Source organism: Burkholderia sp. AU27893 (assembly GCF_002223205.1).
Lineage (GTDB): Bacteria > Pseudomonadota > Gammaproteobacteria > Burkholderiales > Burkholderiaceae > Burkholderia.
Map to the genome: position 1 here is coordinate 816,730 of NZ_NKFD01000004.1, position 25,269 is coordinate 841,998.

19 protein-coding genes are annotated in these 25,269 nt (G+C 67.6%); 7 read left to right on the top strand and 12 right to left on the bottom strand.

Features of this window, described 5'->3' with window-relative positions; translation table 11 throughout:
- Window positions 1–143: 143 nt before the first annotated feature.
- Window positions 144–2,174, top strand: a complete 2,031-nt coding sequence (locus CFB47_RS23595) for an FUSC family protein (protein WP_089462447.1) — start codon at window positions 144–146, stop codon at window positions 2,172–2,174.
- Between the two features lie 312 nt (window positions 2,175–2,486).
- On the top strand, window positions 2,487–3,338 hold the full coding sequence (locus CFB47_RS23600) for a hypothetical protein (RefSeq protein ID WP_089458436.1): 852 nt from the start codon (window positions 2,487–2,489) through the stop codon (window positions 3,336–3,338).
- A gap of 220 nt (window positions 3,339–3,558) precedes the next feature.
- Here CFB47_RS23600 and CFB47_RS23605 read toward each other — a convergent pair whose 3' ends face one another.
- A complete protein-coding gene (locus tag CFB47_RS23605; RefSeq protein WP_089462448.1) occupies window positions 3,559–4,479 on the bottom strand; it encodes a bestrophin family protein in 921 nt (306 codons plus the stop codon).
- 12 nt (window positions 4,480–4,491) lie between these two features.
- On the bottom strand, window positions 4,492–6,816 hold the full coding sequence (locus CFB47_RS23610) for an FdhF/YdeP family oxidoreductase (protein ID WP_089462449.1): 2,325 nt from the start codon (window positions 6,814–6,816) through the stop codon (window positions 4,492–4,494).
- A 155-nt stretch (window positions 6,817–6,971) separates the two neighbouring features.
- Here CFB47_RS23610 and CFB47_RS23620 point away from each other — a divergent pair, with 155 nt between their 5' ends.
- Entirely contained in the window at window positions 6,972–8,393 is a 1,422-nt protein-coding gene (locus CFB47_RS23620) for a PLP-dependent aminotransferase family protein (RefSeq protein WP_089462451.1), read from the top strand.
- A gap of 54 nt (window positions 8,394–8,447) precedes the next feature.
- On the opposite strand, the gene CFB47_RS23625 is transcribed toward CFB47_RS23620, so the two are convergent.
- The gene (locus CFB47_RS23625) at window positions 8,448–9,698 is read right to left on the bottom strand and encodes a mechanosensitive ion channel family protein (protein WP_089462452.1); all 1,251 of its coding nucleotides are present in this window, start codon (window positions 9,696–9,698) and stop codon (window positions 8,448–8,450) included.
- 493 nt (window positions 9,699–10,191) lie between these two features.
- Here CFB47_RS23625 and CFB47_RS23630 point away from each other — a divergent pair, with 493 nt between their 5' ends.
- Window positions 10,192–11,910 carry a SulP family inorganic anion transporter gene (locus CFB47_RS23630; RefSeq protein ID WP_089462453.1) on the top strand — a complete coding sequence of 573 codons (1,719 nt, stop codon included), beginning with the start codon at window positions 10,192–10,194 and terminating at the stop codon, window positions 11,908–11,910.
- Between the two features lie 130 nt (window positions 11,911–12,040).
- Here the strand turns inward: CFB47_RS23630 and CFB47_RS23635 are convergent, their stop codons facing one another.
- The 6 genes from CFB47_RS23635 to CFB47_RS23660 all read right to left on the bottom strand — a co-directional run bounded on the left by CFB47_RS23635 (window position 12,041) and on the right by CFB47_RS23660 (window position 16,572).
- Window positions 12,041–13,495, bottom strand: a complete 1,455-nt coding sequence (locus CFB47_RS23635; protein WP_089462454.1) for a DHA2 family efflux MFS transporter permease subunit — start codon at window positions 13,493–13,495, stop codon at window positions 12,041–12,043.
- The gene (locus CFB47_RS23640; RefSeq protein WP_089458429.1) at window positions 13,492–14,055 is read right to left on the bottom strand and encodes an isochorismatase family protein; all 564 of its coding nucleotides are present in this window, start codon (window positions 14,053–14,055) and stop codon (window positions 13,492–13,494) included. The genes CFB47_RS23635 and CFB47_RS23640 overlap by 4 nt, the downstream gene beginning before the upstream one ends.
- A 67-nt stretch (window positions 14,056–14,122) precedes the next feature.
- A complete protein-coding gene (locus CFB47_RS23645; RefSeq protein WP_089442248.1) occupies window positions 14,123–14,578 on the bottom strand; it encodes a MarR family winged helix-turn-helix transcriptional regulator in 456 nt (151 codons plus the stop codon).
- 73 nt (window positions 14,579–14,651) lie between these two features.
- Complete coding sequence (locus CFB47_RS23650) at window positions 14,652–14,885, bottom strand: hypothetical protein (protein WP_089462455.1); 234 nt, start codon at window positions 14,883–14,885, stop codon at window positions 14,652–14,654.
- A 44-nt stretch (window positions 14,886–14,929) separates the two neighbouring features.
- Window positions 14,930–16,030, bottom strand: a complete 1,101-nt coding sequence (locus CFB47_RS23655; RefSeq protein ID WP_089462456.1) for a serine hydrolase — start codon at window positions 16,028–16,030, stop codon at window positions 14,930–14,932.
- Window positions 16,031–16,272: 242 nt separating this feature from the next.
- Window positions 16,273–16,572, bottom strand: a complete 300-nt coding sequence (locus CFB47_RS23660; protein ID WP_089462457.1) for a hypothetical protein — start codon at window positions 16,570–16,572, stop codon at window positions 16,273–16,275.
- A 51-nt stretch (window positions 16,573–16,623) separates the two neighbouring features.
- Between CFB47_RS23660 and CFB47_RS23665 the strand changes: the two genes are divergently transcribed.
- A complete protein-coding gene (locus CFB47_RS23665; protein WP_089442252.1) occupies window positions 16,624–17,499 on the top strand; it encodes a LysR family transcriptional regulator in 876 nt (291 codons plus the stop codon).
- A 79-nt stretch (window positions 17,500–17,578) separates the two neighbouring features.
- The gene (locus CFB47_RS23670) at window positions 17,579–17,863 is read left to right on the top strand and encodes a transcriptional regulator (protein WP_069251804.1); all 285 of its coding nucleotides are present in this window, start codon (window positions 17,579–17,581) and stop codon (window positions 17,861–17,863) included.
- 58 nt (window positions 17,864–17,921) lie between these two features.
- On the opposite strand, the gene CFB47_RS23675 is transcribed toward CFB47_RS23670, so the two are convergent.
- The 3 genes from CFB47_RS23675 to CFB47_RS23695 form a co-directional block, all read right to left on the bottom strand.
- A complete protein-coding gene (locus CFB47_RS23675) occupies window positions 17,922–18,665 on the bottom strand; it encodes a transporter (RefSeq protein WP_089462458.1) in 744 nt (247 codons plus the stop codon).
- Between the two features lie 80 nt (window positions 18,666–18,745).
- Window positions 18,746–21,511, bottom strand: a complete 2,766-nt coding sequence (mgtA, locus tag CFB47_RS23680) for a magnesium-translocating P-type ATPase (protein ID WP_089463524.1) — start codon at window positions 21,509–21,511, stop codon at window positions 18,746–18,748.
- A 720-nt stretch (window positions 21,512–22,231) separates the two neighbouring features.
- A complete protein-coding gene (locus tag CFB47_RS23695; RefSeq protein ID WP_089462460.1) occupies window positions 22,232–23,884 on the bottom strand; it encodes a S8 family peptidase in 1,653 nt (550 codons plus the stop codon).
- A gap of 422 nt (window positions 23,885–24,306) precedes the next feature.
- Here CFB47_RS23695 and CFB47_RS23700 point away from each other — a divergent pair, with 422 nt between their 5' ends.
- Complete coding sequence (locus tag CFB47_RS23700) at window positions 24,307–25,203, top strand: glutamate/aspartate ABC transporter substrate-binding protein (protein WP_089458420.1); 897 nt, start codon at window positions 24,307–24,309, stop codon at window positions 25,201–25,203.
- Window positions 25,204–25,269 lie beyond the last annotated feature (66 nt).

Here is a 25,269-nt window from a genome sequence, read left to right on the forward strand (position 1 = left end):
GAGGTGCTTCAGTGTTCGACCTGCGCGCATCTTACCTGTGCCGGCCGAATTGCTTCGCGCGACGGCGATTATCCTGCCCGGTGCAATAACGCATCCTGTCCGCGCCTCTTAGTGGCGGCGGCGCGCCCCCGTATGCTCGCCGCATGAAATTCGCCTTGCCTCATCTACCTCCGCTCGCGGCCGTGCGCACCGCGCTGCGCGACGCCCGGCCCACGCTGCCGCCAGGCGCCCTCGGCTTCGCGTTGCGCAACACGGCCGCGTCGCTCCTCGCGCTCTACATCGCGTTCCGGATGAATCTCGACGACCCGAAATGGGCCGCGTCGACGGTGTGGATCGTCGCGCAGGGCAGCCGCGGGATGGGCTTGTCGAAGAGCCAGTACCGGATTCTCGGCACCGCGATCGGCGCGGCCGTCGCGCTGGTGCTGACCGGCGCCTTCGCGCAGACGCCCGAACTGTTCCTGCCGGCGCTCGCCGCGTGGATCGGCCTGTGCGCGGGCGTCGCGACCTTCCTGCGCAATTTCCGCGCGTATGCGGCGGTGCTCGCGGGCTATACGGCGGCGATCATCGCGATGGACGCCGTTTCCGCGCCGCTGCACGCATTCGATATCGCGACCGCGCGCTTCCTGTACGTGGTGGTCGGCATCCTGTGCGGCGCGGCGTTCGAGACGGTGTTCGCGCCCGGTTCACCGCTGGCCGACGTCCGCACCCGGCTCGCGCGCTATCTCGACCGCGCGGTGGCCGTCGGTGCGGGCGCGCTGCGCCGCGAGCCGAACGGTGCGGCCGTGCACCGGCTGTTCGCGGATGCGCTCGAACTCGACACGGCGGCAGAGTATGCAGCGGCCGGCGCGCCGCCGATGCGCAACGCGATCGGGCATCTGCGTGCGGCGGTGCTGGGTGTGCTGTCCGCGCAAGCCGCTGGGCAGGCGTTGCACGAGCACGCGGCACGCAGCGGCGGCACGCCGGACCCGCTGGTCGCCGATGCCGCGCGGGTGCTCGACGGCGTGGCCGTGTCGGGCGAAGCCGGATCCGAGTTGACCGCGTTGCGTGCGCGCGTGGACGACGCGGTGCGTGCCGAGGCCGCGGAGCCGGCCGGCTCGGACCCGTCGCGCCTGCTCACGCTCGACCGGCTGGCGGCGCTGCTGGCCGGGTTCGACGCCGCCTTTGCGGGCAAGGCGCAGATGGACCGGCCGAATCCGCCGGCGTCGCGCGTGCGCTATGCGTTCCACCACGATCCGGTGCTCGCATGGCACAACGGCATTCGCGCGTTCGTCGCCGTGCTGGTCGCGTCGGCGCTCTGGATCGTCACCGCGTGGCCGTCGGGCGCCGGGTTCGTCGCGATCACGGGCGTGGTCTGCGCGCTGTTCTCGACGCGCCCGAACTCGGTTGGCGCCACCGTCGGCTTCCTGAAAGGGGCGGCCTGCGCAGCAGTCGCGGGCGCGCTCTGCAATTTCGTGCTGCTGCCGGCGGTGTCGGGCTTCGAGATGCTCGCGTATATCCTCGGCGTGTTCATGATCGGCACGGGCATCGCGATGCGCAATCCGCGCACGGCCGGCATCGGCAGCGGCTTCTCGATCTTCTTCTGGAATTTCACGTCGCCGGACAATACGGCGCGTATCGGCGATGCTGCGTTTCTCAATTCGGCGCTCGCCACGCTGCTCGGCATCGCGTTCGGGGCGCTGGTGTTCGCGCTCGTGTTTCCCGGCGATCCCGGCACGAGCCGACGGCGCCTGCATCGCGCGGTGCGCGACGATCTGGTGCGCATCGCACGCAATCCACGGGCGTGGCGGGCGAGCGCGTGGCTGAGCCGCACGGCCGACCGTCTCGGGCGCGAACTCGGTTTCGCGGGCCGTTTGTCACCCACGCTCATCGAGCGCGACCTGCGCGATCTGCTCGCGGCCTGGACGATCGGCGACAGCCTGTTGGCGCTCGCCGAGCTGGCCGCGCGCGAGCCGGCGGCGCGGCGTGCGGTCGTGTTGGTGCGGGGGCGGGTCGGGCGCGCGGATTTCGCGCGGCTGGCGCGGGCCGGCAACGCGGCGGCCCGTATGCTGCTGCGGCGCGTGACGGAGGTTGATAGCGACGACGGTCGCGCGCTGCTGCGCGGTGCGGTGCTGCTGAGAACGATCGCGGAGACGGCAGCCGCGCACGATGGCTTCCTGCGAGGCCGCGAGGATTGACGGAGGGTTCGACGTGCGGCTGTCGTGGCCGGCGTGCTTCACCCGCCAGTGCACCGATGGGGCCGATTCGGCCCGCCCCGAAGAGCCGGAATTTTCCAACCAGGACTGGGACGGAAATTGGGCCAGCCTCAAAATCGTGCCAATTCAGTACACGGTTGGCGAAGGCGGGGGGCGAGAAAAACGCCACGTATTCCCCTAATGCGAAGCGCCATGAAACCACGGATGATCCAATCACGTGGTCAGACGGATAACACTCGCGTCTTTTTTCGCCGGCGAGGGGTTTGATGTAATAGGTGGCAGCGGGGGCACGTCATGGATTTTCTGGAAAAAGGGGTTGCGGTGAGTCCCATTGGGCAGCGGGCTCACATCGTTGAACATGTCGGGTCCGACAACCAGAAACAGACGTACTACGCGGCGACGTCCATGTGGTTGAAGCTGGAGCAGCTTCAGATCGTGCAACAGCTCGTCGAGCCGCTGGACATGGGCAAGCAGCCGACACTTTCCACCTCGCTACACGGCGTGGCGAGTATCGAGGGGCAGGAGTTGTCGATCTTGGGCGACACGCAAGGTTCGACGCGCACGCTTCAGGTGTCTTTTGAGGCGCGCGACGTCACCACAGCCGACCGGCTGGGTCTGCGTGCGTTGGAAGACGAACTGGGGACCTCGTTGTCCGACGTCGCGCTCGGCAGTGCCCGGCTAGGCTTCAATCGTGCCGACGACGAAGTCGACGAGCCCGATCAATGGTGGCTCGCCTGCCATATTCCCGACGCCTGCCTGCAGGTGCTCGCGAAGGCAAGCTCGGATGGCCAGCTTGGCGCGGTAGAGTTGGGATTGACCATGCGGCATTTGTATGTGGCCGAACGCCCGACCGCTGCCCTCGTACGGCAGTCTCGACTTTTTCTCAAACCCAACGACAGCGACGACACGATCGAATGGCCGACTATTGCAACGGGTTATGTCACCGGCCTTCGGATCGACTTTGCGACAACATCATTGCGTGGCACCGAGCAGGGCGTAGACCAGAAAGACAATGGTGCAACGAAACTCGTCGCGGATTCCATGGTCACGCTGGGCCTCAAGCTTGCCAACCTCAATGTAACGGTGAGATGGCTCGGCGCCCTCATCGTCGTATTGCTCTTCCTCGAATTTCTCGAGCGGCTCTGATCCAGTGACCGAAGGCACACCGACACCTTGCAGGCATGGGGAGGGAAAGGTGCCTCCGTCAATTCGGCGGCGTGGGCTTTAGCGCAGCTTTTTCTTTGTAGTCTTGTCAGGCCTGACGCAGGTACTGCCGCATCATCCGCGTGCGCTATGCAGGACTTCGCCGTGGGTCAGCAGGCGCGGAAGCCGTCACGGGCGCCACTGTCGAGTTGAGTCGGCCGGATCAACTGAGCCGCCAGGCCTTGCCCGGCGTCACCTCCGGTGGCAGCGGCTCGCGGTTCAGCTCGAGCAGCGTGCGCTCGATCTGCCGCGTCATCGCATCGAGTGCGAGATGATTCGGCCCGTCGCCGAACGGCTCGGCGATCGCATGCGCGATTGCGTCGAGCGCGATCAGCGTATAGGCGACGAACACACTGACGAACGGCGTTGCCGCGCCGATCGAATCGACGAGACCGAACGGCAGCAGCACGCAGTACGCGTAGATGGTCCGGTGCAGCAGCACGTCGTATGAAAAGGGGATCGGCGTGGACGCAATCCGCTCGCAGCCGCTCACCATCGCGACGAGATCGTCGAGGCGCGCATCGAGCATCCACAGCCGCGTGTCGGAGAGATGGCCCGCATCGGCGCGCGCGGCGAACGCTTCGCGCAGCGCGTGCACGATGACGACCGGGCGAAAGCGCGCAGCGGCAACGCGATCGTAAGCGGCGCCGTCGAGCAGCCCGCGCAGGTCGGCGGCCGGATCGGTGCCGCGCAGTTGATGCTTGAGCGCATAAACGTACGCGACGACCGTCCGCACGAACGCGCGTCGCGATGCGTCGTCACGGTCGATCGCACCGTAGCAGAGCGCCTGCGACACCAGCGTGCGCGAGGCGGTCAGCACGCCGCCCCACAGTTGCCGGCCTTCGCGATAGCGTTCGTAGCTCGCGTTGTTGCGAAACCCCGCGAAGATCGCGAGCGTGAGGCCGATCAGCGTGAACGGCGTCGGGTTCAGCGGCACCTTCTCGCCGAGCACGCGGCCGCCGCCCCAGACCGCGACGACGCTGATCGCGAGCGTCAGCACGAGCTGCGGCAGGATGGTCGGCAGCACCGAGCCGTTCCAGACGAGCAGCATCCGCAGCCAGTGCTCGCGCGGACGAACGATCATCGCGGCGCTCCGTCAGGCGGCGATCGACGCCGGCGCGGCCGCGCGATGCAGCAGCACGGGAATCGACTTCGACGTCGGCGTGTTGCACACGTCGCCGACGCTGTCGAGCGGCACGAGCGGGTTGGTTTCCGGGTAGTACGCGCCGATGCAGCCGCGCGGGATGTCGTACTCGACGAGCAGGAAGCCCGCCGCGCGCCGCTCGATGCCGTCGTGCCACACGGTTTCCATGTCGACCCAGTCACCGGCCTTCAGGCCGAGCATCGCGAGATCGTCACGATTGGCGAACACCACGCGGCGCTGGCCGAACACGCCGCGATAGCGGTCGTCGAGCCCGTAGACGGTCGTGTTGTACTGGTCGTGCGAGCGCGTCGTCATCAGCGTCATCAGGCGCTCGCCGTGCAGCGCGCGGGCACGCTGGATCGGCGTGTCGGCCGGCAGCGCGTGCGCGATGAAGTTCGCCTTGCCCGTCGGCGTGAGCCATTCGCGGTCGCGCGACGCGACGCGCAGATGGAAGCCGCCCGGCCGCGCGATGCGCGTGTTGTAGTCGTAGAAGCCGTCGAGCGTCGCCTCGATCGCGTCGCGGATCTTCGCGTAGTCGTCCTTGTAGGCAAGCCAGTCGATCTTGCCGCTGCCGAACAGCGCATGGCCCATGTGCGCGACGATCGCGGGCTCCGACATCAGGTTCGGCGACGCCGGCTTGTTCATCCCGTACGACACGTGGACCATGCTCATCGAATCCTCGACCGTCACGCCTTGCGCGACGTTGTCCTGAAGGTCGATCTCGGTGCGGCCGAGCGTCGGCAGGATCAGCGCGTCGCGGCCGTGGATCAGGTGGCTGCGGTTCAGCTTCGTCGTGATGTGCACGGAGAGGTCGCAGCGGCGCATGCCTTCCCACGTGCGCGGCGTGTCGGGCGTCGCCATCGCGAAGTTGCCGCCGAGGCCGATCAGCACCTTCACGTGGCCCTCGAGCATCCCTTCGATCGTCTCGACGACGTCGTAGCCATGGTGGCGTGGCGGTTCGAAGTCGAACACGTGGCCGAGCCGGTCGAGGAATGCCTGCGACGGTTTTTCCTCGATGCCGACCGTGCGGTTGCCCTGCACGTTCGAGTGGCCGCGCACCGGGCACAGGCCCGCGCCGGGGCGGCCGATGTTGCCGCGCATCAGCATCAGGTTCGTCAGCATCTGCACGGTCGCGACCGAATGCTTGTGTTGCGTGATGCCCATGCCCCATGTCGCGATCACGCGCTCGCTGCGCGCATAGAGCCGCGCGAGGCTGTCGATCTGTTCGTACGGCACGCCGCTTTCGGCCGTCAGCGCCGACCAGCTTTCGTTGCGCAGATCGTCGGCGAATGCGTCGAAGCCGGCCGTGTGCTCGCCGATGAACGCGGTGTCGAGCACGCGCGGCGCACCGGCGGCGCGCGCGGCGTCGTCGAGTTCGAGCACGCGCTTCGCCATCCCCTTGATCAGCGCGAAATCACCGCCAATCGTCGGCTGGATGAACGTCGACGCGATCTTCGTGCCCGACATCGTCAGCATCTCGATCGGGCTTTGCGGATCGGCGAAGCGTTCGAGGCCGCGCTCCTTCAGCGGGTTGATCGACACGATCGTCGCGCCGCGCTTCGCGCACTCGCGCAGCTCGCCCATCATCCGCGGGTGGTTGGTGGCCGGGTTCTGGCCGAAGATCAGCAGCGTGTCCGCGTGTTCGAAATCGTCGAGCGTGACGGTGCCCTTGCCGACGCCGACCGACGCCGGCAGCCCGCGGCTCGTCGCCTCGTGGCACATGTTCGAGCAGTCGGGGAAGTTGTTGGTGCCGTACAGGCGCACGAGCAGCTGGTACAGGAACGCCGCTTCGTTGCTGGCGCGGCCGGACGTGTAGAACGCGGCCTGGTTCGGGTCGGGCAGGGCCCGCAGGTGGCGTGCGATCAGCGCGAACGCGTCGTCCCATGCGATCGGCACGTAGCGGTCGGTCTGCGCGTCGTACACCATCGGGTCGGTGAGCCGGCCGTGCTGCTCGAGTTCGAAATCCGACTGTTCGAGCAGCTCGGTGACCGTGTGCGCGGCGAAGAATTCGGGCGTCACGCGCTTGCTCGTCGCTTCCGCGGCCACGGCCTTCACGCCGTTTTCGCAGAATTCGAACGTCGATGCGTGCTGCCGATCGGGCCACGCGCAGCCCGGGCAGTCGAAGCCGTCCGGCTGGTTCTGGCGCAGCAGCGTACGGTAGTTGCCGCCGGCGACCTTTTCCTTGATCAGGTTGATCGTGACGGCTTTCAGCGCGCCCCAGCCGGCGGCCGGGTGGGTGTACGGTTCGATGCGCGCGGTGGCGGATTTCTTTTTCATGATGCAGCGGGTGTCGGGGTCGATGGGTGCAGAGTACGCGCGGCCCCCATCCGGCTGTGTGTACACCTGTTCACTCCAAAAAAGAGTACAGTTTCGGCCATTCAGACAGTGCGGATCGCAACTGTATTGTTGAAGGGAAGTTGAAAGGGAGGCGCGTGAAGCGTTACGAACAACTGGCCGACGATCTCCAGGCGCAGATCGAGCGTGGCGTGTACCGGCCCGGCGAGCGGATTCCGTCGGTGCGGCAGGCGAGCCGGCAGCAGCAGCTCAGCGTCACGACCGTGCTGCGCGCGTACCTCGTGCTGGAAAGCCGCGGCCTGATCGAGAGCCGGCCGCAATCGGGCTATTTCGTCCGTGCGCGCGCATCGGCGCCGGCCGAGGCCGAGCTGCACATGTCGGCGCCGGCCGCCGAGCCGTCGGCCGTGGACGTGAGCCGGCTCGTGCTGTCGACGCTGCGCTCGATCGCGCGCGACGACGCGGTCCCGCTCGGCTCGCCGTATCCCGATGCGTCGCAGTTTCCGGTGCAGCGTCTCGCGCGCTATGCGCAGACGATCGGCCGCCGCCGCACGCGCTGGGGCGTGATCGACGATCTGCCGCCCGGCAACCAGGAGCTGATCCGGCAGATCGCGCGGCGCTATGCGGAGCGCGGGATCGTGGTCGAACCCGGCGAGATCGTGGTGACGATCGGCGCGACCGAGGCGATCAACCTGTGCCTGCAGGCAGTCGCGAAGCCGGGCGACACGATCGCCGTCGAGTCGCCGACCTTCTACGCGATGCTGCACGCGATCGAGCGGATGGGCATGCGCGCGCTGGAAGTCGCGACGCACCCGGTCGACGGCATCGATCTCGATGCGCTCGAACGCGTCCTCGAACGCGAACGCATCGCCGCGTGCATGGTGATGCCGAACTTCCAGAATCCGCTCGGTTTCCAGATGCCCGACACGCGCAAGCGTGCGCTCGTCGAATTGCTGGCGAAGCACGGCGTGCCGGCGATCGAGAGCGACGTCTATCACGAGCTGCACTTCGGCGACGCGACGCCGAGCGCGCTGAAGTCGTTCGACCGCGACGGGCTCGTGCTGCATTGCGCGTCGTTCACGAAGAGCCTGTCGCCGCGCTACCGGATCGGCTGGGCGATGCCGGGCCGCTACCGCGATCAGGTCGAGAAGCTGAAATTCCTGAACACGCTGGCCACGCCCGCGATCGAGCAGCTCGCGATTGCCGAGTACCTGAAATACGACGGCTACGATTTCCACCTGCGGCGCATGCGCAAGCAGTACGCGCAGCAGGCGAGCCTGATGAGCGCGATGGTGCGGCGTTTCTTCCCGGAAGGCACGCGGCTGTCGCAGCCGCAGGGCGGGTACGTGCTGTGGGTCGAGCTGCCGCGGCCGGTCGATGCGATGAAGCTGTATGCGGTCGCACTCGCGCAAGGGATCACGGTCGGCCCCGGACACATGTTCTCGGCGAGCACCGATTACCGGCATTTCATCCGGCTCAACTACAGCTATCCGTGGTCGCGGCAGATCGAGGATGCGTTGAAGGTGCTCGGGCGGCTCGCGTCGGAGTGCGCGGCGCGCTGAGTGCAGGCGGCCAAGCGGCAGGCGGCGGCCGATGATCGGCCGCCACCGCATGCCTCACCCCGCGTGCGGCGCCTGCAGCCCGGCTTGCGCGGCGCCGACCATCTGCCGCATGTCGAAGCCCGACGGGTGCTGGTACACGCGCAGCCCGAACTCCGGCAGCACCGCGATCAGGTGATCGAACAGGTCGGACTGGATGGCCTCGTAGTCGACCCACGTCGTCGTGTCGGTGAAGCAGTACAGTTCGAGCGGAATGCCTTCGGCCGTGAGCGGCAGTTGCCGCGCCATGCAGGTCATGTCGCGGCGGATGCGCGGATGGCCCTTCAGGTAGTTCGCGACATACGCGCGGAACGTGCCGAGGTTCGTCAGCTGGCGGCGGTTCGCCGGGCAGTCGCCGGCCGCGCCGAGCGTGCCGTTCCATTGCTCGATCGCGTCGACCTTGTCCTCGAGATAGTCCTTCAGCAGCGTCAGCCGTTCGAGCCGTTCGATCTCGTCGTTGGACAGAAAGCGCACGCTCGTCGCGTCGACGAACAGCGCGCGCTTGATGCGGCGCCCGCCCGCTTCGGTCATCCCACGCCAGTTCTGGTAGCTCTCGGTGATCAGCTTCCAGGTGGGCACGGTGATGATCGTGTGATCGAAGTTCGCGACCTTGACGGTGTTCAGCGTGATGTCGATCACGGTGCCGTCCGCGCCGGCCGACGGCATCGTGATCCAGTCGCCGATCCGCAGCATGTCGTTCGACGACAGCTGCACGCCCGCGACCAGGCCGAGCAGCGTGTCCTTGAAGATCAGCATCAGCACCGCGGACATCGCGCCGATGCCCGACAGCAGCAGGCCGATCTGCTTGCCGGTCGCGTCGCCGATCACGACCAGCGCGGCCGTGATGAACATCACGAGCTTGACGAGCTGCATCGCGCCTTTCAGCGACAGGTGCGGCTGGCCGCGCTGATCGCGCTGGTACGTGCGATGCGTGTGCTCGAGCGCCGACAGCGTCGCGCTGACGGTCATCGTCACGAGGAACACGATCAGCGCGAACAGCACCTTGTCGGCGATCTCCGCGGCCGTTTCGGGGATGCCGGGCACCGCGCCGAGCCCGAACTTGATCACGACGAACGGGACGATGCGGTTCAGCCATTTGAATGCGCCGAACTCGAACAGCGCGTCGTCGACGCGCGTGGCGGACAGCCGCGCGAGTCGCGCGACCACGCGGAACAACAGGAAATGGACGACGGCGGTGATCGCACCGGCGGCGGCAAGCAGGATGAGGGTGCCGACGAGCGGCGCAAACCAGGATTCGTTCAGGGTCATAGGGGCAAACAGGGGCCTTCTCGTGCGTTGAATCGGCGCCGCGGCGCGGCGCGCGCCCGGTGAAGGGCACATGAAAGGGACCGTGATTGTGCCATCGGGTTCCGGGCGCGTTACTGCGGGTGCATGGTGCGCGGCTCCCGAATCTCCTCACCATTGCGTAGGTTTCCTCTGTAATCGGGTGAGGCCGGGTGGTGAACGCGCATCACCGCGGGCGGCCGCACGCGCATGTCGCCGGATGCGTTGCGCACTGGCGGGAATTGGCTGGGGCCCGCTCCAGCGGGCCTTTGCGCTTCGATGCGCGTGAACGGCGATCCATGCAATCATGCGGGCATCGCCCATGTCGGCGCACGTAACGCTCGCCTTCGCGTGTGGCACATCACCGAGGGTGAGCGACACGTGCCACCTTCGCGCACTTGCCATGTGATGCCTGCCCGGGGCACGATGCGCGAACGACTTCGCGAACCCCGTCACCCCGTATTCACGCATATCACGCATGCAAGATACCAACGAAAGCCGCCCGTCAGGCGTGCGGCTGCTGAAAGGCATCCTCCCGATCCGCCGTGGCGGGGCCATCCGCGACGTGTTCGCGGGCCTGTCGCTCGCGTCGATGGACATCCCGCAGGTGCTCGGCTATGCGCGCATCGCCGGCATGCCGGCCGTCACGGGCCTCTACACGGTGTTCCTGCCGCTCGTCGCGTTCGCGTGCTTCGGCGCGTCGCGGCATCTGGTGGTGGCCGCCGATTCCGCGACCGCGACGATCTTCGCGAGCCGGCTGTCGTCGATGGCGGCAGCCGGCAGCGCCGAGTACGTGGCGCTGGCCGGCATGGTTGCGCTGCTGACCGCCGCGATGCTGCTGCTCGCGCGCCTCTTCAAGCTCGGCTTTCTCTCCGATTTCCTGTCGCGCACGGTGCTGGTCGGCTTTCTCGCCGGCGTCGGCGTGCAGGTGTCGATCGCGATGCTCGGCGACATGCTCGGGCTGGCCGTGCCGTACCCGGCGTCGCGCAGCCTGGCGCAGCTCGACTACGTCGTCACGCATCTCGTCCACGCGAACCGGCCGACGTTCGCGCTCGCGGCGCTCGTCGTCGTCGCGATTCTCGCGTGCAAGCGGTTTCTGCCGCGCGTGCCGATGCCGATGATCGTGGTCGCGGGCAGCATCGCCGCAAGTTACGCGTTCGGGTTCGCCGCGCACGGCATCGCGGTGCTCGGGCCGGTCGCCGGCGGGCTGCCGCCGCTGCGCTGGCCGTCCGTCACGTGGCAGCAGTGCCTCGATCTCGTGCCGGTCGCCGCTTCCTGCTTCGTGATGATCATCGCGCAGAGCGCGGCCGCCGCACGCGTATTCGCGCAGCAGTACGACGAGGAGGTCGACACCAACGCCGACATCCTCGGCCTCGCGGCCGCGAACGCGGCGGCGGCGGTGGGCGGCGCGTTCGTCGTCAACGGCAGCCCGACGCAGACGGCGATGGCCGACGGCGCGGGCGTGCGCAGCCAGATCGGGCACCTCGCGTTCGCGGCCGTGGTGGCCGTGGTCCTGCTGTTCTTCAGCACCACTCTGCAGTACCTGCCGCATGCGGTGCTGGCCGGCATCGTGTTCACGATCGCGCTCGGGCTGATCAACGTGCGCAGTCTCGCCGCGATCCGCAAGGAAAGCCCCGGCGAGTTCACGCTCGCGCTGGTGACGGCACTGGCCGTCGTGACGGTCGGCGTCGAGCACGGCATCCTGCTGGCCGTCGCGCTGTCGCTGATGCGGCACGTGCGCCACAGCTACCAGCCGCACACGATGGTGCTCGAACCGGTCGAAGGCAACGGGCGGTGGCAGCCGGTGCCCACGCGGCCAGGCGCGATGACGGCGCCGGGGCTGATCGTCTACCGGTTCGGCTCCGACCTGTTCTTCGCGAACGATCATCTGTTCACCGCCGAAGTGACCGAACTCGTCGATGCGGCGCCGGTGCCGACGCGCTGGTTCGTCGTCGATGCGGGCGCGATCACCGATATCGACTACTCGGCCGCGCGGACGCTGACCGATCTCATCAGGATGCTGCAGGCCCGCGGGATCGGTGTGCTGTTCGGGCGCGTCAACCGTTACCTGCGCGCGGACATGGATCGTCACCGGATCACGGAGATCGTCGGCGCGTCGTGCATCTTCCCGACACTGCACCAGGCCCTGGAGGCTGCAGGCACGACGCCGGTGCCGCAGGAACCGGGCATCGTGTAGCGGGAGCCGGCGCTAGGCCGCCGCCCGCACGCGCGCGAAGCCGTTGTGCGGGTGGCGTCGATCGTGCCGATGTGGTTGCCATAGCGACGCCGCGCGCGGGGCACGGTGCCGCGTGACGTAGCGCTCACGGTCAGCGCGAACCGGCGCGCGCGGTGCCGGCAGGTTTCCCGCCCGCACCGGCCGACCACAACGGCAGCCGCAGCGTCGTGACGAAGCTCGCCGCGTGCAGCACGCAAAGCAGCGCGAACGCCCACGCGTACGCGTTTGCCTGAGTGCCGCCGCTCGCTACCGATTCGGCCTGCAGCCGCCACGCGAGGAGCAGCGAGCAGATCGTCGTGAACGTCGGCCCACCGAGACGCTGCACGATATTGAGCGAGGTCGTCGCCATCGGCAGGTTGAGGCGCTCGACCGACGCATACGCGGCGGAAATCGACGGCGCGCCGATCGCGCTCTGGCCCATGCCGCGCAGAAACAGCGCCGGCACGAGCAAGTACGGATCGTAGCCGGTCAGCGCGAGCAACACGAACGGCAGCGTCGCGAACAGCGCGAGCAGGGCGCCGGCGGCGGCCAGCCGGCGTACGCCGAACCGGCTCGTGAGCGCGCCCATCGACGGGTAGGTGACCAGCATGCCGAGCCCCATCGGCGCGAGCAGCCAGCCCATTTCGCCGGGTGTGCGGCCGCACGCCTGGATCAGGAACACCGGGATCAGCATCTGGCCCGCGAACAGCGCGCCGTTCGACAGGAACTGCGTCGACGCGGCCGCGCCGAACACCTTCCGGCGAAACAGCGCCAGGTCGATCAACGCGCGGTCGCCCTTGCGCGTTTCGATCCGCAGGAACGCCGCGAGCACCAGCGCCGCCGCGACGATCGCCGCGATGCCGAGCGCTTCGTTGATCCGCTCGATCCCGTAGAGGAACAGCACGAGCCCCGGCGACAGCAGCGCGAGGCCGACCCAGTCGAGCTCGCGCGGCTGCGTGTCGTCGCGGTCGCCGGGCAGGAACCGCACGGCCAGCGCAAGCGCCAGCACGCCGACGGGCAGGTTCACGAGAAACAGCCAGCGCCACGATGTGTGCTGCAGGATCGCGCCGGCAACGACCGGGCCGAGGATCGGCGCGATCAGCACGGGCACGGCCGCGTAGCCGATCACGCGCGCCATCTGCTGGCCGGCGACACGCGCGATCATCATCTGCGCCATCGGCGCGAGCAGCCCACCGCTCATGCCTTGCAGCACGCGGAAGGCGATCAGCGAGGGCGCGGACCACGCGAGCCCGCACAGTGCCGACGTGAGCGTGAACGCCGAGAAGCACCACAGGTACAGCGCCTTCGCGCCGATCCGGTCGACGAGCCAGCCGTTCAGCGGCAGCACCAGCGTGAGCGCGAGCAGGTAGCCGCTCGTCACCCACTGGATCGTCGCGAGATTCGCGTGCAGGTCGGTCGCGAGACTCGACAGCGACACGTTGACGATCGTCGCGTCGAGTTGCGACAGCAACGAGCCCAGCACCGCGACTGCGCTGACCTTCCAGATCGACGGATCGAGCCGGCCGGCCGCGCGGTCCCGCGCCGGCCGAGTGCGTGGATCGCTCACGCGCCGCGCCGGTCGAGCAACGCGACGATGTCCTGCGTCGTGCCCGTCTCGCCGAGGCGCGGGAACAGACGCTCGATGCTGTTCACATGCGCATCCGCGTTGAGGTCGGTCATCGCATCGACGGCGAGCGTGACGTTGTAGCCGAGTTCATGCGCCTGCCGTGCGGTCGATTCGACGCCGATGCTCGTCGCGACGCCGGTCAGCACGATCTGCGTGACGCCGGCGGCCTTCAGGTGCGCGTCGAGGTCGGTGCCGGTGAAGGCACCCCAGGTCTTTTTCGTGACGAGGTGGTCGCCCGGCTGCCGGTTCAGTTCGGGCACGAGCTCGGCCCAGTCGGCCGGGAGCTGTGCCGTGCGCGGCGGTTGCTCGGTGCGACCCGGCGCGCCGCCCGCGACGTTGACCAGTACGACCGGCAGGCCGCGGCTGCGGAATGCGTCGAGCAGCGTGCGGGTGTGCGCGATCACCGGTTCGACCGGGTGCGCGGTGGGGAGGGCGACGATGCCTTTCTGCAGGTCGATGACGACGAGGGCCGTGTTCGTATCGAGACGGGTTGCGCTCATGATGGGACTCCGTGAAAGGGGCGAAGGAAGCCGTGCGCGCGAATGCCGCCGGGCGCGCCGGCCGGATTCATTGCTCGCCGATGCGGCGGATCAGCGGGATCGCGGCGGCGAGGGTGGCGATGTCTTCGGGATCGAGCTGCGCGATCGCGGCGCCGAGCCATTTGTGTTTCGCGGCGTTGCGCTTGAGCCGTGCGTCGAGGCCGGCCGCGGTCAGCCGGAACAGGATCTGGCGGCCGTCGGTCGGATGCGGTTCGCGTTCGACGAGACCGTCTTCCTCGAGGCTGGCAAGCGTCGCCTTCATCGACTGCGGCTTCATCGCTTCGGCGCGCGCGAGGTCGGCGGTCGTCATCGGCCCGTGTCGCTGGAGCCGCGCGAGCGCGCTCGTCTGGGACATGCCGAGGCCGCCGGATTCGATTTCGGAGCGGAGCCGGCGGATCAACTGGCCGACCGCGAGGGTCAGATCGGCGGCGACGATGTCGGCGGAAACGCCGGATTTGCGTGGCGGGTTCATGCGGCGGATCATAGGACACGACAGTTAAACTTGCAAGTTTAACTGTCGAATTGATCGCCGGACCGCGGTGCAGCCGGGCGGGTGGTTACGCGCCGGGGAGCGGGACCGGTACGACTTCGCTGTATCGCGGGGTCGCGCTTTCGTGCAGCAGGTCGCCGAGGTATTGCGCGAGTTCGTCGGCGGCAAGCGCGGACGGAATGTGCAGGTCGGCCGGGCGCCGCTTGCCTTCGGCGCCGAGAGCAAACACGATCCAGCGGTCGTCCTTGCGGACGACGGCGAGTAACCGGCCAAATGCGTTGAAGCGGTATTCGTCCTGCATGGCATCGCTCCGTGACGGTGAACGCGCCGGCCGCCCGTGCGCGCTTACTGGATCGAGCAGGACAGCCAGCGGTGGATCTTGATCGCATCGCTCGAGACACCCGCGCGCGTCGGCGCGCCGAGCAGCACGACCGTTTCGCGGCGGCCTTTCACCCGCATGCGCATCACGACGCCGTGCCCCGACTCGTTGATGAAGCCGGTCTTCTGCAGCCGGATCGGCAGGCGGCGATAGCGGACGAGCGGGTCGGAATTCACGTACAGCAGCTCGCCGTCGCCCGGCCGCACGGTGGTCGACGTATCCGTCGAGAAATAGCGGATCAGCGGATCCTGTGCTGCCGCGCCGACGAGCTTCGCGAGATCCTCGGCCGTCGATATGTTGTGCGGCGACAGGCCGGTGGGCTCGCGGAAGTGCGTGTGGCGCATGCCGAGGCGGCGCGCTTCGCGGTTCATTGCCTTGACGAACGCGGCACGTCCGCCCGGATAGTCGCGGCTCAGCGCGGCGGCCGCGCGGTTTTCCGACGACATCAGCGCGATATGGAACATCTCGCGGCGCGACAGTTCCGAGCCGACCTGCAGGCGCGATCCGGTGAACTTGATCGTGTCGCGGTCGTGCGCGGTGACGCGCAGCACGCCGTTCAGCGGGCGATCCGCGTCGCGCGCGACGACGGCCGTCATCAGCTTCGAGATCGACGCGATCGGCCGCACGGTGCGTGCGTTGCGGGCCAGCAGCGGCGTGCCGGAGTCGACGTCGAGCACGTAGGCGGCGCGTGAATGGAGCGAGTTGACTGCGCGCGGGTTATAGCCGCAGCTTGCCATCAGGCGCGGCCTGGCGGCCGCCGGGCGCGGGCGCACAGCGGTCGTGCGCTTGGCGCGGCGCTGCTGCGGGGCCGGTGCCGCCTGGCGCTTGACTGCCTGGTGCTTCACACGCGGGCGGCGGTGCTTGACGGCCTTCTGCTTACGCTGCGCGGGCTTTTTCTTGACGGCTTTCTTGACGACCTTTTTCGCATGCGGCTGCCCATGCGCGACGCGCTGCGGCGCGTGACGTTGTGCGGACGACGCGTTCGTCGAGAAGGCGAACATCAGCATCGACAGGGCGACGAGCAGGATGGTCCGGGCGAGAGGCAGGCGCGCGATGAGGCCGGTCAAGCGAAAGTCTCCTTTTCACGCGCGGTGAGGTTGCGTGAAATGCGTGGGCGGTCAGCGGGATGCGGAAAATTATACGGTCGATCGCGGGGCGATGACGATTGAAGGCGGGAAAAGATGCGCGATTCGGTGAAATTGGCAAACGCTGATCGGTGATTCAAGGAGGGTGCAGCGGCCTGCGCGCTTGCGGTTGCTCGATATATGACCCGATACGCGGCGCGATCGTGGGTCGATAGCGACGATGCTCAACGCGGCCAGTTGCGCCGCGACACCACCGCGAAGCTGATCGCGATCGAGCCGGTCACGGGGCGCGGCGGTGCGTCGTTCGTCGCGCTCATTGCGTCCACCGCATCACCGAAACGAAAACGTCGGCCGCGGCCGTCGGCGCGTTCGGTACGACGCTTCGGCGCGCGCGGGTCGGCCGTTGCGGCGCGCTCATCGAAGGCGGCCGGTGCGCACGACGTGTCGTCGGGCGGACAATCACAGACGAGATCTACAGACATGACGGTCGATTCCTGAAAGGGCATGTCCGTATTGAACGTCATCGCATTCGATCGGTAAAATGAATGTTTCGATTGTTACGATTCCTTTTAAGAATGGAATTGAAGCTGCTGCGAACCTTCCTGACGGTCACCGAGCTGAGCCATTTCAGCCGCGCGGCCGATGCGCTGCACATGAGCCAGCCGGCACTGAGCAAGCAGATCGGCGCGCTCGAGGCGAGCCTCGGCGGCAAGCTGTTCGAGCGCGGCCGGCACGGCGCGGAACTCACCGCGTTCGGCGAGCGCTTCCTGCCCGATGCGCAGGCGCTGGTGCGCGATGCGGACGAGATTCTCACCCGCGCGCGCGAACTGTCGAGCGGGCAGCGCGGCCATTTGCGGCTGGGCATCTGCCTGTCGGTGCTGACGCTCGTCCCGAAGCTCGTCGCGGAGTTTCGCAGCCGGAATCCCGGCATTGCCGTGACGTTGAGCGACCTGTCGTCCGCGGAGCAGACGCGTCGGCTCCGCGCGGGCAAGCTCGATGCGGGATTCCTGCGTCTGCCGTCGGACGAAGGGCTGTCGTCGTTCAAGGTGATCGACGAGGCGCTGGCGCTGGCGGTGCCGCCGCATCTCGGCCTGAAGCGCGTGCCGGCCGATCTCGGTACGCTCAACGAGATCGGCTTCATCGCGTTGCAGCGCGCACGCGGCCAAGGGTTGGCCGCGCAGGTCGACCGGTGGTGCGTCGAGCGCCGTTTCGTGCCGCACGTGACGCAGCAGGCCGAGGACGTGCAGTCGGTGCTCGCGTCGGTCGCGGCCGGCGCGGGCGTCGCGTTCATTCCGTCGCGTGCGCAATATCTGCTGCGCGACGCGACGGTATTGCCGCTCGACGGCCGGGATGCGAAGTGGCGTGTCGGGCTCGCATGGCTGTCGGATCGCGACGATCCCGTCACCACACGCTTCGTGTCGTTCATGCGTGCCGCGATCAAGAATGCATGATGGACGAAGCGGTATAGTGTCCTCAGCCGGCAGCGGTCGCCCGATCGCCAGCCCCAGTCTCGCTCAACAACGGCCACCCATGACTTCAGAATCCGACGACGCCCCGCTCGATCCCGCACTCGTCGCGACGCTTGCGACGCTGAACGACGCCGCGAGCGATCCGGCCGGCAAGACCTGGTCGTTGCCGAAGATCGCGAAACGCGCGCAACTGCCGATGAGCACGCTGCGCCGCGTGCTGACGCAGCTCGACGCCGCGGGCCTGAGCGCGACGACGTTGAACGAGGACGGCACCGGCAGCGCCGCGCTGACCGACGAAGGGCGCGCGGTGTGCGCGCAACTGTTCGGCGCGAACGACGCGCAATGAAAAACGGGCCGCTGGAAGCGGCCCGTCGTCTTGCGGTTCGACACGCGGCGTCGATGCGCTACCACCGCACCGTCACGCCGCCCATCACCGAATGATCGTAGGTCTGGTCGTTCAGCCCGCGCCGGTAGCCGAGGTCGAGATCGAGCCACGGCTTCGGTGAATAGATCGCGCCCGCGATCACGAAGGCGGGATTCGCGCTTGCGCTGCTTTCCGTGTGGCGCGACGTGCCGATGTCGGCCACGATCTGCAACGTGTCGGTCGCCTTGTAGATCGCCGCGCCCGACACGGCCCAGATCGACGTCAGGTCGCCCTGGCGATTCGGCTGGTACGTCATGCCCGCATTCGCGAGGAACGAAAACCGTGCGACGTCGAGCTGCGCGAGCAGCGTTGCGCCGGCGCCCACGCGGCCGGTGCCGAGGCCGCGCCGGTCGTTGCCGGTCGGCGCGGTCAGTTTCGGCTTCAGCGCGATCGACAGCGGGCCGCGCTCGACGAACCGCCATTTCATGCCGATCTCGACATCGCCGATTCCGGCGCCATTCTGGTCGGTGCGCGTTTGCAGATGCGTGTAAGGCGCGTTCACGTAGAGATCGACGTGCTCGCCGAACCCGCGCGTGAGTGTCGCGTTCCACAGCTGGTGGCGGCCGTTTTCTTCCTGTTTCGAGGTTTCCTCGGCGTTGAACTCGAACTGCCAGTTCGCGTTGCCCTGCGTGCCCGTATCGTCGCTGACGAGCGGGTGGGTGGCGAACGCGTCGAACGGCGCGAGGAAGGCGCTCGCGGCTGCGAGCGGAAGCATTCTTTTCATGGGATCACCTGTCGTGCGTGGCGTGCCTGCCGGCCCGCGCGGATGGCGCGGGCCGGCACGACGCCTTCAAGCGGGGACGCTCAGAACCACTGCTTGTAGCGGCGCACGTAGGTCGTCTTGACGATCTGCGCGAGCAGGATGTAGCCGACCATCGTCGCGGCGAGCCACAGCCAGAAGGTGCCCGGCAGGTGCATGAAGCCGAGCGATTCGGCGAACGGCGAGAACGGCAGCCAGCAGCCGATCGCGATCGCGGTGAACGTCGACAGCAGCACCGGCAGCGCGGCCGTGCTCTGCAGGAACGGGATCTTCTGCGTGCGCAGCAGGTGCACGACGAGCGTCTGCGAGACGAGGCTCTCGATGAACCAGCCCGAGTTCATCACGATCTGGCCGCCGGTGCCGCCGTTCAGGTGATACATCGCACCCGCGCCGAACACGGTCCACATCAGGATGTACGTCGTGATGTCGAATACCGACGACGTCGGCCCGACCCACAGCATGAAGCGGCTGATGTTGCCGGCTTCCCACTTGCGCGGCTTCTTCAGGAACTCGGGATCCATCTTGTCCCACGGCAGCAGCATCTGCGACGTGTCGTAGATCAGGTTCAGCACGAGCAGCTGCGTCGCGAGCATCGGCTCCCACGGCAGGAACGCGCTGGCGACGAGCACCGAGAACACGTTGCCGAAGTTCGAGCTGGCCGTCATGTTCAGGTACTTCAGGATGTTGCCGAACGTCTCGCGGCCCTTGATCACGCCTTCCTCGAGCACCATCAGGCTCTTTTCGAGCAGGATGATGTCGGCGGTTTCCTTCGCGATGTCGGCGCCGCTGTCGACCGAGATGCCGACGTCGGCATCGCGCAGCGCGGGCGCATCGTTGATGCCGTCGCCGAGGAAGCCGACCGTGTGGCCGTTCGCCTGCAGCGCCTTGACGATGCGCGCCTTCTGCAGCGGCGTGAGCTTCGCGAACACGGTCGTGCGTTCAACGACTTCCGCGAGCGTCGCATCGTCGAGCGCTTCGATTTCCGTGCCGAGCATCGGCTTGCCGGGTTCGAGGCCGACCTGGCGGCACACCTTCATCGTGACGATCGGGTTGTCGCCCGTCAGCACCTTCACCGCGACGCCGTTTTCGCGCAGCGCGGCGAGCGCCGGCGCGGCCGATTCCTTCGGCGGATCGAGGAAGGTCAGGAAGCCGCGCACGACGAGGTCGCGTTCGTCGGCGGTGCGGTACTGCTGGCGCTCGTCGCCGCGCGGGATCGCACGCGTGGCGAGCACGAGCACGCGGAAGCCGTCCTCGTTGTAGGCGCTGGCCTGTTCGAGCAGCCGCTTGCGCGCGACGAAGTCGAGCGGGCGCACGCCGTCCTCATCCTGCACGTGCGTGGAGACGGCCAGCATTTCCTCGACCGCGCCCTTGCAGATCAGCAGGTGCGTGCCGCGCGTGTCCTCGACGACGACCGACAGGCGGCGCCGCACGAAGTCGAACGGCAGTTCGTCGATCTTCTTGTAGCCCTGCGGCTTCACGCGCTCGCCGATCTCGTCGGCACGCGCGACGACCGCGATGTCGATCAGGTTCTTCTGGCCGCTCTGGTGGAAGCTGTTCAGCCAGCCGAGCCGCAGGATTTCCTCGTCCTTGTAGCCCGACAGGTCGAGGTGATGTTCAAGGATGATCTTGTCCTGCGTGAGCGTGCCGGTCTTGTCGGTGCACAGCACGTCCATCGCGCCGAAGTTCTGCACCGAGTTCAGCCGCTTGACGACGACCTTGCGGCGCGCCATCGCAACCGCGCCGCGCGCGAGGTTCGCGCTGACGATCATCGGCAGCATCTCGGGCGTGAGGCCCACGGCCACCGCGAGGGCGAACGTGAGCGCGCTCAGCCAGTCGCCCTTGGTCAGCCCGTTGATCATGAACACGATCGGCACCATCACGAACATGAACTTGATCAGCAGCCAGCTCACGCTCGCGACGCCGCGGTCGAAGCTCGTCTCGATGCGCTTGTGGCTCACGACGTTGCGCGCGAGCGAGCCGAAGTAGGTGTCCTCGCCGGTCGCGACGACGACGGCCGTCGCCGTGCCGCTGACGACGTTGGTGCCCATGAAGCAGACGTTCTCGAGATCGAGCAGCGATGCCGACGTATCGGTCGCGGAGTCGGCCGCGCGCGTGCTGGCGGATTTGCCGGCGACCGCGCCGAGCGTGTCGTACTTCTCGACGGGCAGCGCCTCGCCGGTCAGCACGGCCTGGCTGATGAACAGGTCGCGCGACGCGAGCAGGCGCACGTCCGCCGGGATCATGTCGCCCGCCGACAGGTGCACGATGTCGCCGGCCACGACTTCGCGCATCGGCACCTCGCGGCGTGTCGGCTCGGACGTGTCGGTCATGGCACGCTGCACGGTGGCCGTCGTGCGGACCATCGCCTTGAGCTTCTCGGCCGCGCGCAGCGAACGGAATTCCTGCACGAAGCGCAGCAGCGCGCTGATCGTGACCATCGTCAGCAGGATCGTCATGCCGACGTAGTCGCGATCGTCGGGCGCGGCGAAGTAGACGTCGGTGAAGAAGCTGATGGCGGCGAGTACCAGCAGCACGTAGACGAACGGGTTGTGGAACGAGAGCAGCAACTGGCGGGTCCAGTGCGGCGGCTTGTCGTGCGCGATTTCGTTCGGGCCGTAGTGCTGCAGGCGGTCGGCGGCCTGGTCGTAGGTGAGGCCGCGCGTGCTGGTGTTCAGCGACTTCAGCGTGTCTTCGAGTGGGCGGGCCGCTTCCTGCGCGGCGCGCATGATGCGCGGATCGTTCTGCTGGGCGCCGCCGGCCTTGATGAAGCCGCGCTGTTTCTTGTGCGATGTGTTGTGTCGTGTCGTCATGAGTCGCTCCTTGCGCACGAGGCGGCGGGCGGGGAGCGACCGTGACGTTATCGACGCACGAGCGCTCCCCGCCGCGTCGCGTCAGGCGCGATCGGCTGTGGATCGGTGAAGGCGGGAACGCTCGCCGGCGCGGGCGGTGCGGCCGGAGGGGCAGTGTGCAGCGTCGCACCGGCGAGCGGTAATCGACTACTGTCGTCTGAGTTCATCAGCACTCCTGTCGGTTGCGGATAGTCGGCACGGGCGATCGACGGCGACGCACGCGCGAAGGCGCGCGGCCGGACGGCACGCGAACGGAATGCGCACGCGGCTGACGCTGCGCGCAACACGAACGCACGCGCGCGATGGCGCATCGCGTGCATTCGACAACCATGAAAATTCGGCGGGAGATCTGGCCAGTCAAGTCAGGCCGGAAGGACGCCGCATCCTGCTTCCCGGGATGCGGCAGAAGACGAGGCTCTGCGCGTTTTCCTCAGGCAGCAGTCAAGTTGGTCGAGGACCAACTACAACTCGCATCGGTGTTCACAGAACACTCCATGTAATTAGACGGGAGCGATGGTAATGGGTCGCTGTGCGAAGCGTCAACCCTTTTGTCAGTCGTTATTTCGAGAAATGTAATCGGGGCGATGGGTGCGCGGCGCGCCGTCGGATCGACGCCAATGAAACGGCCGCGCGCATGCACGATCGGCATGCGCGCGGCCGGGGCGAGGCAGAGGGGGCGTATCAGTGGGCCGATGCGACCGCGGCCCCTGCATCGAGGATGCCCGAGCCCGCCGGCATCGCGGTGCACGACGTGCCGGCCGCGAGCTTGGCCGTGCGCGTGCCGCCCTGCAGCTTCTGCTGGATCTGTGCGGGCGTGAGGTTGCCGTTCACCGACAACATCAGCGCGGCAACCCCCGTCACTTGCGGCGTGGCGAGGCTGGTGCCGTTCGCGAGGCCGTAGGTGTCCGAGCCCGGGGTCGTCGTGCCGGTATTCGACGTCGACAGGATGTTGACGCCCGGTGCGCTCAGCGAGACATCGGGGCCGAAGTTGCTGAACGACGCGCGGCGGCCGGTCGCGTCGGTGGCGCCGACGCTGATCACGCCGCGGCAGTTCGCGGGCTGGTCGAGCCCGGTCGACAGGCCGTCGTTGCCGGCCGCGACGACGACGGTCACGCCCTTCGCGGTCACGTCGTCGATGGCCTGCTGGAACGTCGTGCTGCACGCGCCGATACCACCGAGGCTCAGGTTGATGACCTTCGCGGGGCGCGGGTTGTTCGGCACGCCGTTCACCGCGATGCCGGCGGCCCAGCGCATCCCGTCGGCGATGTCGCTCGTCGTGCCGCCGCACTTGCCGAGCACGCGCACCGGCAGGATCTGGCCGAGCCACGACACGCCGGCGATGCCGGTGCCGTTGTTGGCGGTCGCGCCGATCACGCCCATCACGCGGGTGCCGTGCCAGCTGCTGTCGCTCGGCTGGCTCGCGCAGTGATAGTACGGACCGTTAACGTTGTCGAGCTCCTGCTGCGTGACCCAGTCACCCGGGTCGGTTGCGTCAGAGCTGCGGGTCAGGCCGTTGTTGCTCGTGTTGACGTTGCTGATGAAGCTGTAGCCGGACAGCAGGTTGCCGACGAGGTCGGCGTGTGGCCGGTAGCCCGTGTCGAGCACGGCCGTGACGACAGTCGGCGAACCCTTGGTCACGCTCCACGCGGGCGGCAGGTTGATCCCGGCTGTCGGGTCGGACAGGTACCACTGCTGGCTGTAGAGCGGGTCGCTCGGCGTGTCGCGGATCTGCATCGGATGATCCGGTTCCGCGTAGTCGACGTCCGAATCGGCTGCGAATGCCTGCGCGAGCGCGGCGGCGTCGGTGGCGGCCATGCGCTGGCCGAGCGACAGCACGCTCGCGCCGTTCGAGATCGTCCGTTCGACCTGCACGTTCACCGGCGATTGCCCGACCGTGCTCGCATACGCACGTGCGCTGCCGGCGACCGGTGCCGTCCAGCGCGTCAGCGAGCGCTGGATCACCGCGTCGAGCCGCGTCCCGTTGTCGATGGCCGCCATCGCGCGCGTGGCCGTCAGCGTCTTCAGCTTGACGATCAGGTGGTCGATCGGCGGTTCGGTCGGCGCGGTTTGCGCGGCCATCTGCACGGCGGCCTGCTGCGTCGTGCACGCATTGCTGCCGGAAGACGCAGGCGGGGCCGTGGGATTGGAGGGCGCGGGCGAGGGTGCGGGGGCAGGGGCAGGCGCTGCGTTGGAAGAAGACGGGTTGCTGCCGTCGCCGCCGCCTCCACCGCCGCAACCGGCGAGGGGCAGGAGGGCGGCGGCGGACAGCATGCCGGCGAGCATGCGCGCATGTGCGGAGCGCGCCAGCGCAAGATTGAAACGCTTGGTTCTCATGTTGAAACTCGATCCTCGTAGATAACCGTCGTGCCGGCGGTGGCGCTGGTCCGGCTGACCCGGACCTTGTCTTGTTTTGTCTGACGGTTGCAGCCAGGTTGCTGCGACGCGCCATGCACTGGGTAACGGCCAGCGCGGCGGCTTCTTGAGTGCGTTTCACGAGAAAAACCGGGGCGGGCGCAAACGATTACGTTGCTGCGTTGCAGCATGAACGCGTGTTTGGAACGCGTGGCACAGAAGGTCGCGCGAGTCCGTGCGCGGCCGGTCGGGCGACATATGCGGCGCGGGCTCGTTTGCGCGGTACGGAAAACATCTTTCACGGCGCGGCCGCGCTGGAAGGTTGATTACGCTTTCCCTGATGCGACGCGAATTTTGTCGGGCGTACGATCGCGATTCGATCAACGTTTCGTCAGGAGAAAGGCATGGATCGCCGCTTACGCTGGCTGGCCGTTACGCTGTCCTGTGCGCTGGCGGGCGCCGCGCACGCGCAGGCCCTCACCGGCACGCTGAAGAAGATCAAGGACACGGGCGTGGTGTCGCTGGGCATTCGCGAATCGTCGGTGCCGTTCTCGTATTCGGACAACCAGCAGAAGAACATCGGCTATTCGCGGGACATCGCGTCGCGCATCATCGACCAGTTGAAGACGGAACTGAACGCGCCGAACCTCGTCGTGAAGGAAATCCCGATCACGTCGCAGAACCGGATTCCGCTGTTGCAGAACGGGACGATCGATTTCGAATGCGGATCGACGACGAACACGCTCGAACGGCAGAAGCAGGCCGCGTTCTCGAACAGCATCTTTCTGTATGGCATCCGCTTCAGCACGCGCAAGGATTCCGGTGTGAAGGACTTCGCGGACCTGGCCGGCAAGACGGTCGCGACGACGGCCGGCACGTCGGACGAGCGCCTGCTGCGCAAGCTCAACGAAGAGAAGGCGATGAACATGACGATCATCAGCGCGAAGGATCATGCCGAAGCGTTCATGAACGTCACGACCGGGCGCGCGGTGGCGTTCGTGATGGACGAGCCGCTGCTGTACGGCGAGATCGCGAAAGACCGCAACCCGGGCGCGTACACGGTGACGGGCACGCCGCTCGTCCACGAGAACTACGCGTGCATGATGCGCAGGGACGATCCGGCGTTCAAGCACGTGGTCGACGGCGTGATCGCGAAGATGCAGACGTCGGGCGCGGCCGAGAAGCTCTACAACCAGTGGTTCACGCAGCCGATTCCGCCCAAGGGCGTGAGCCTCGACTATCCGCTGTCGGCGGAGATGAAGCAGCTGTTCAGGAATCCGACGGATCAGGCGCAGTATTGATTCGGCCGTCGCAATGAAAAACCGCCGGCGTATGCCGGCGGTTCGAGCGCGCCGCGACGAGCGGCG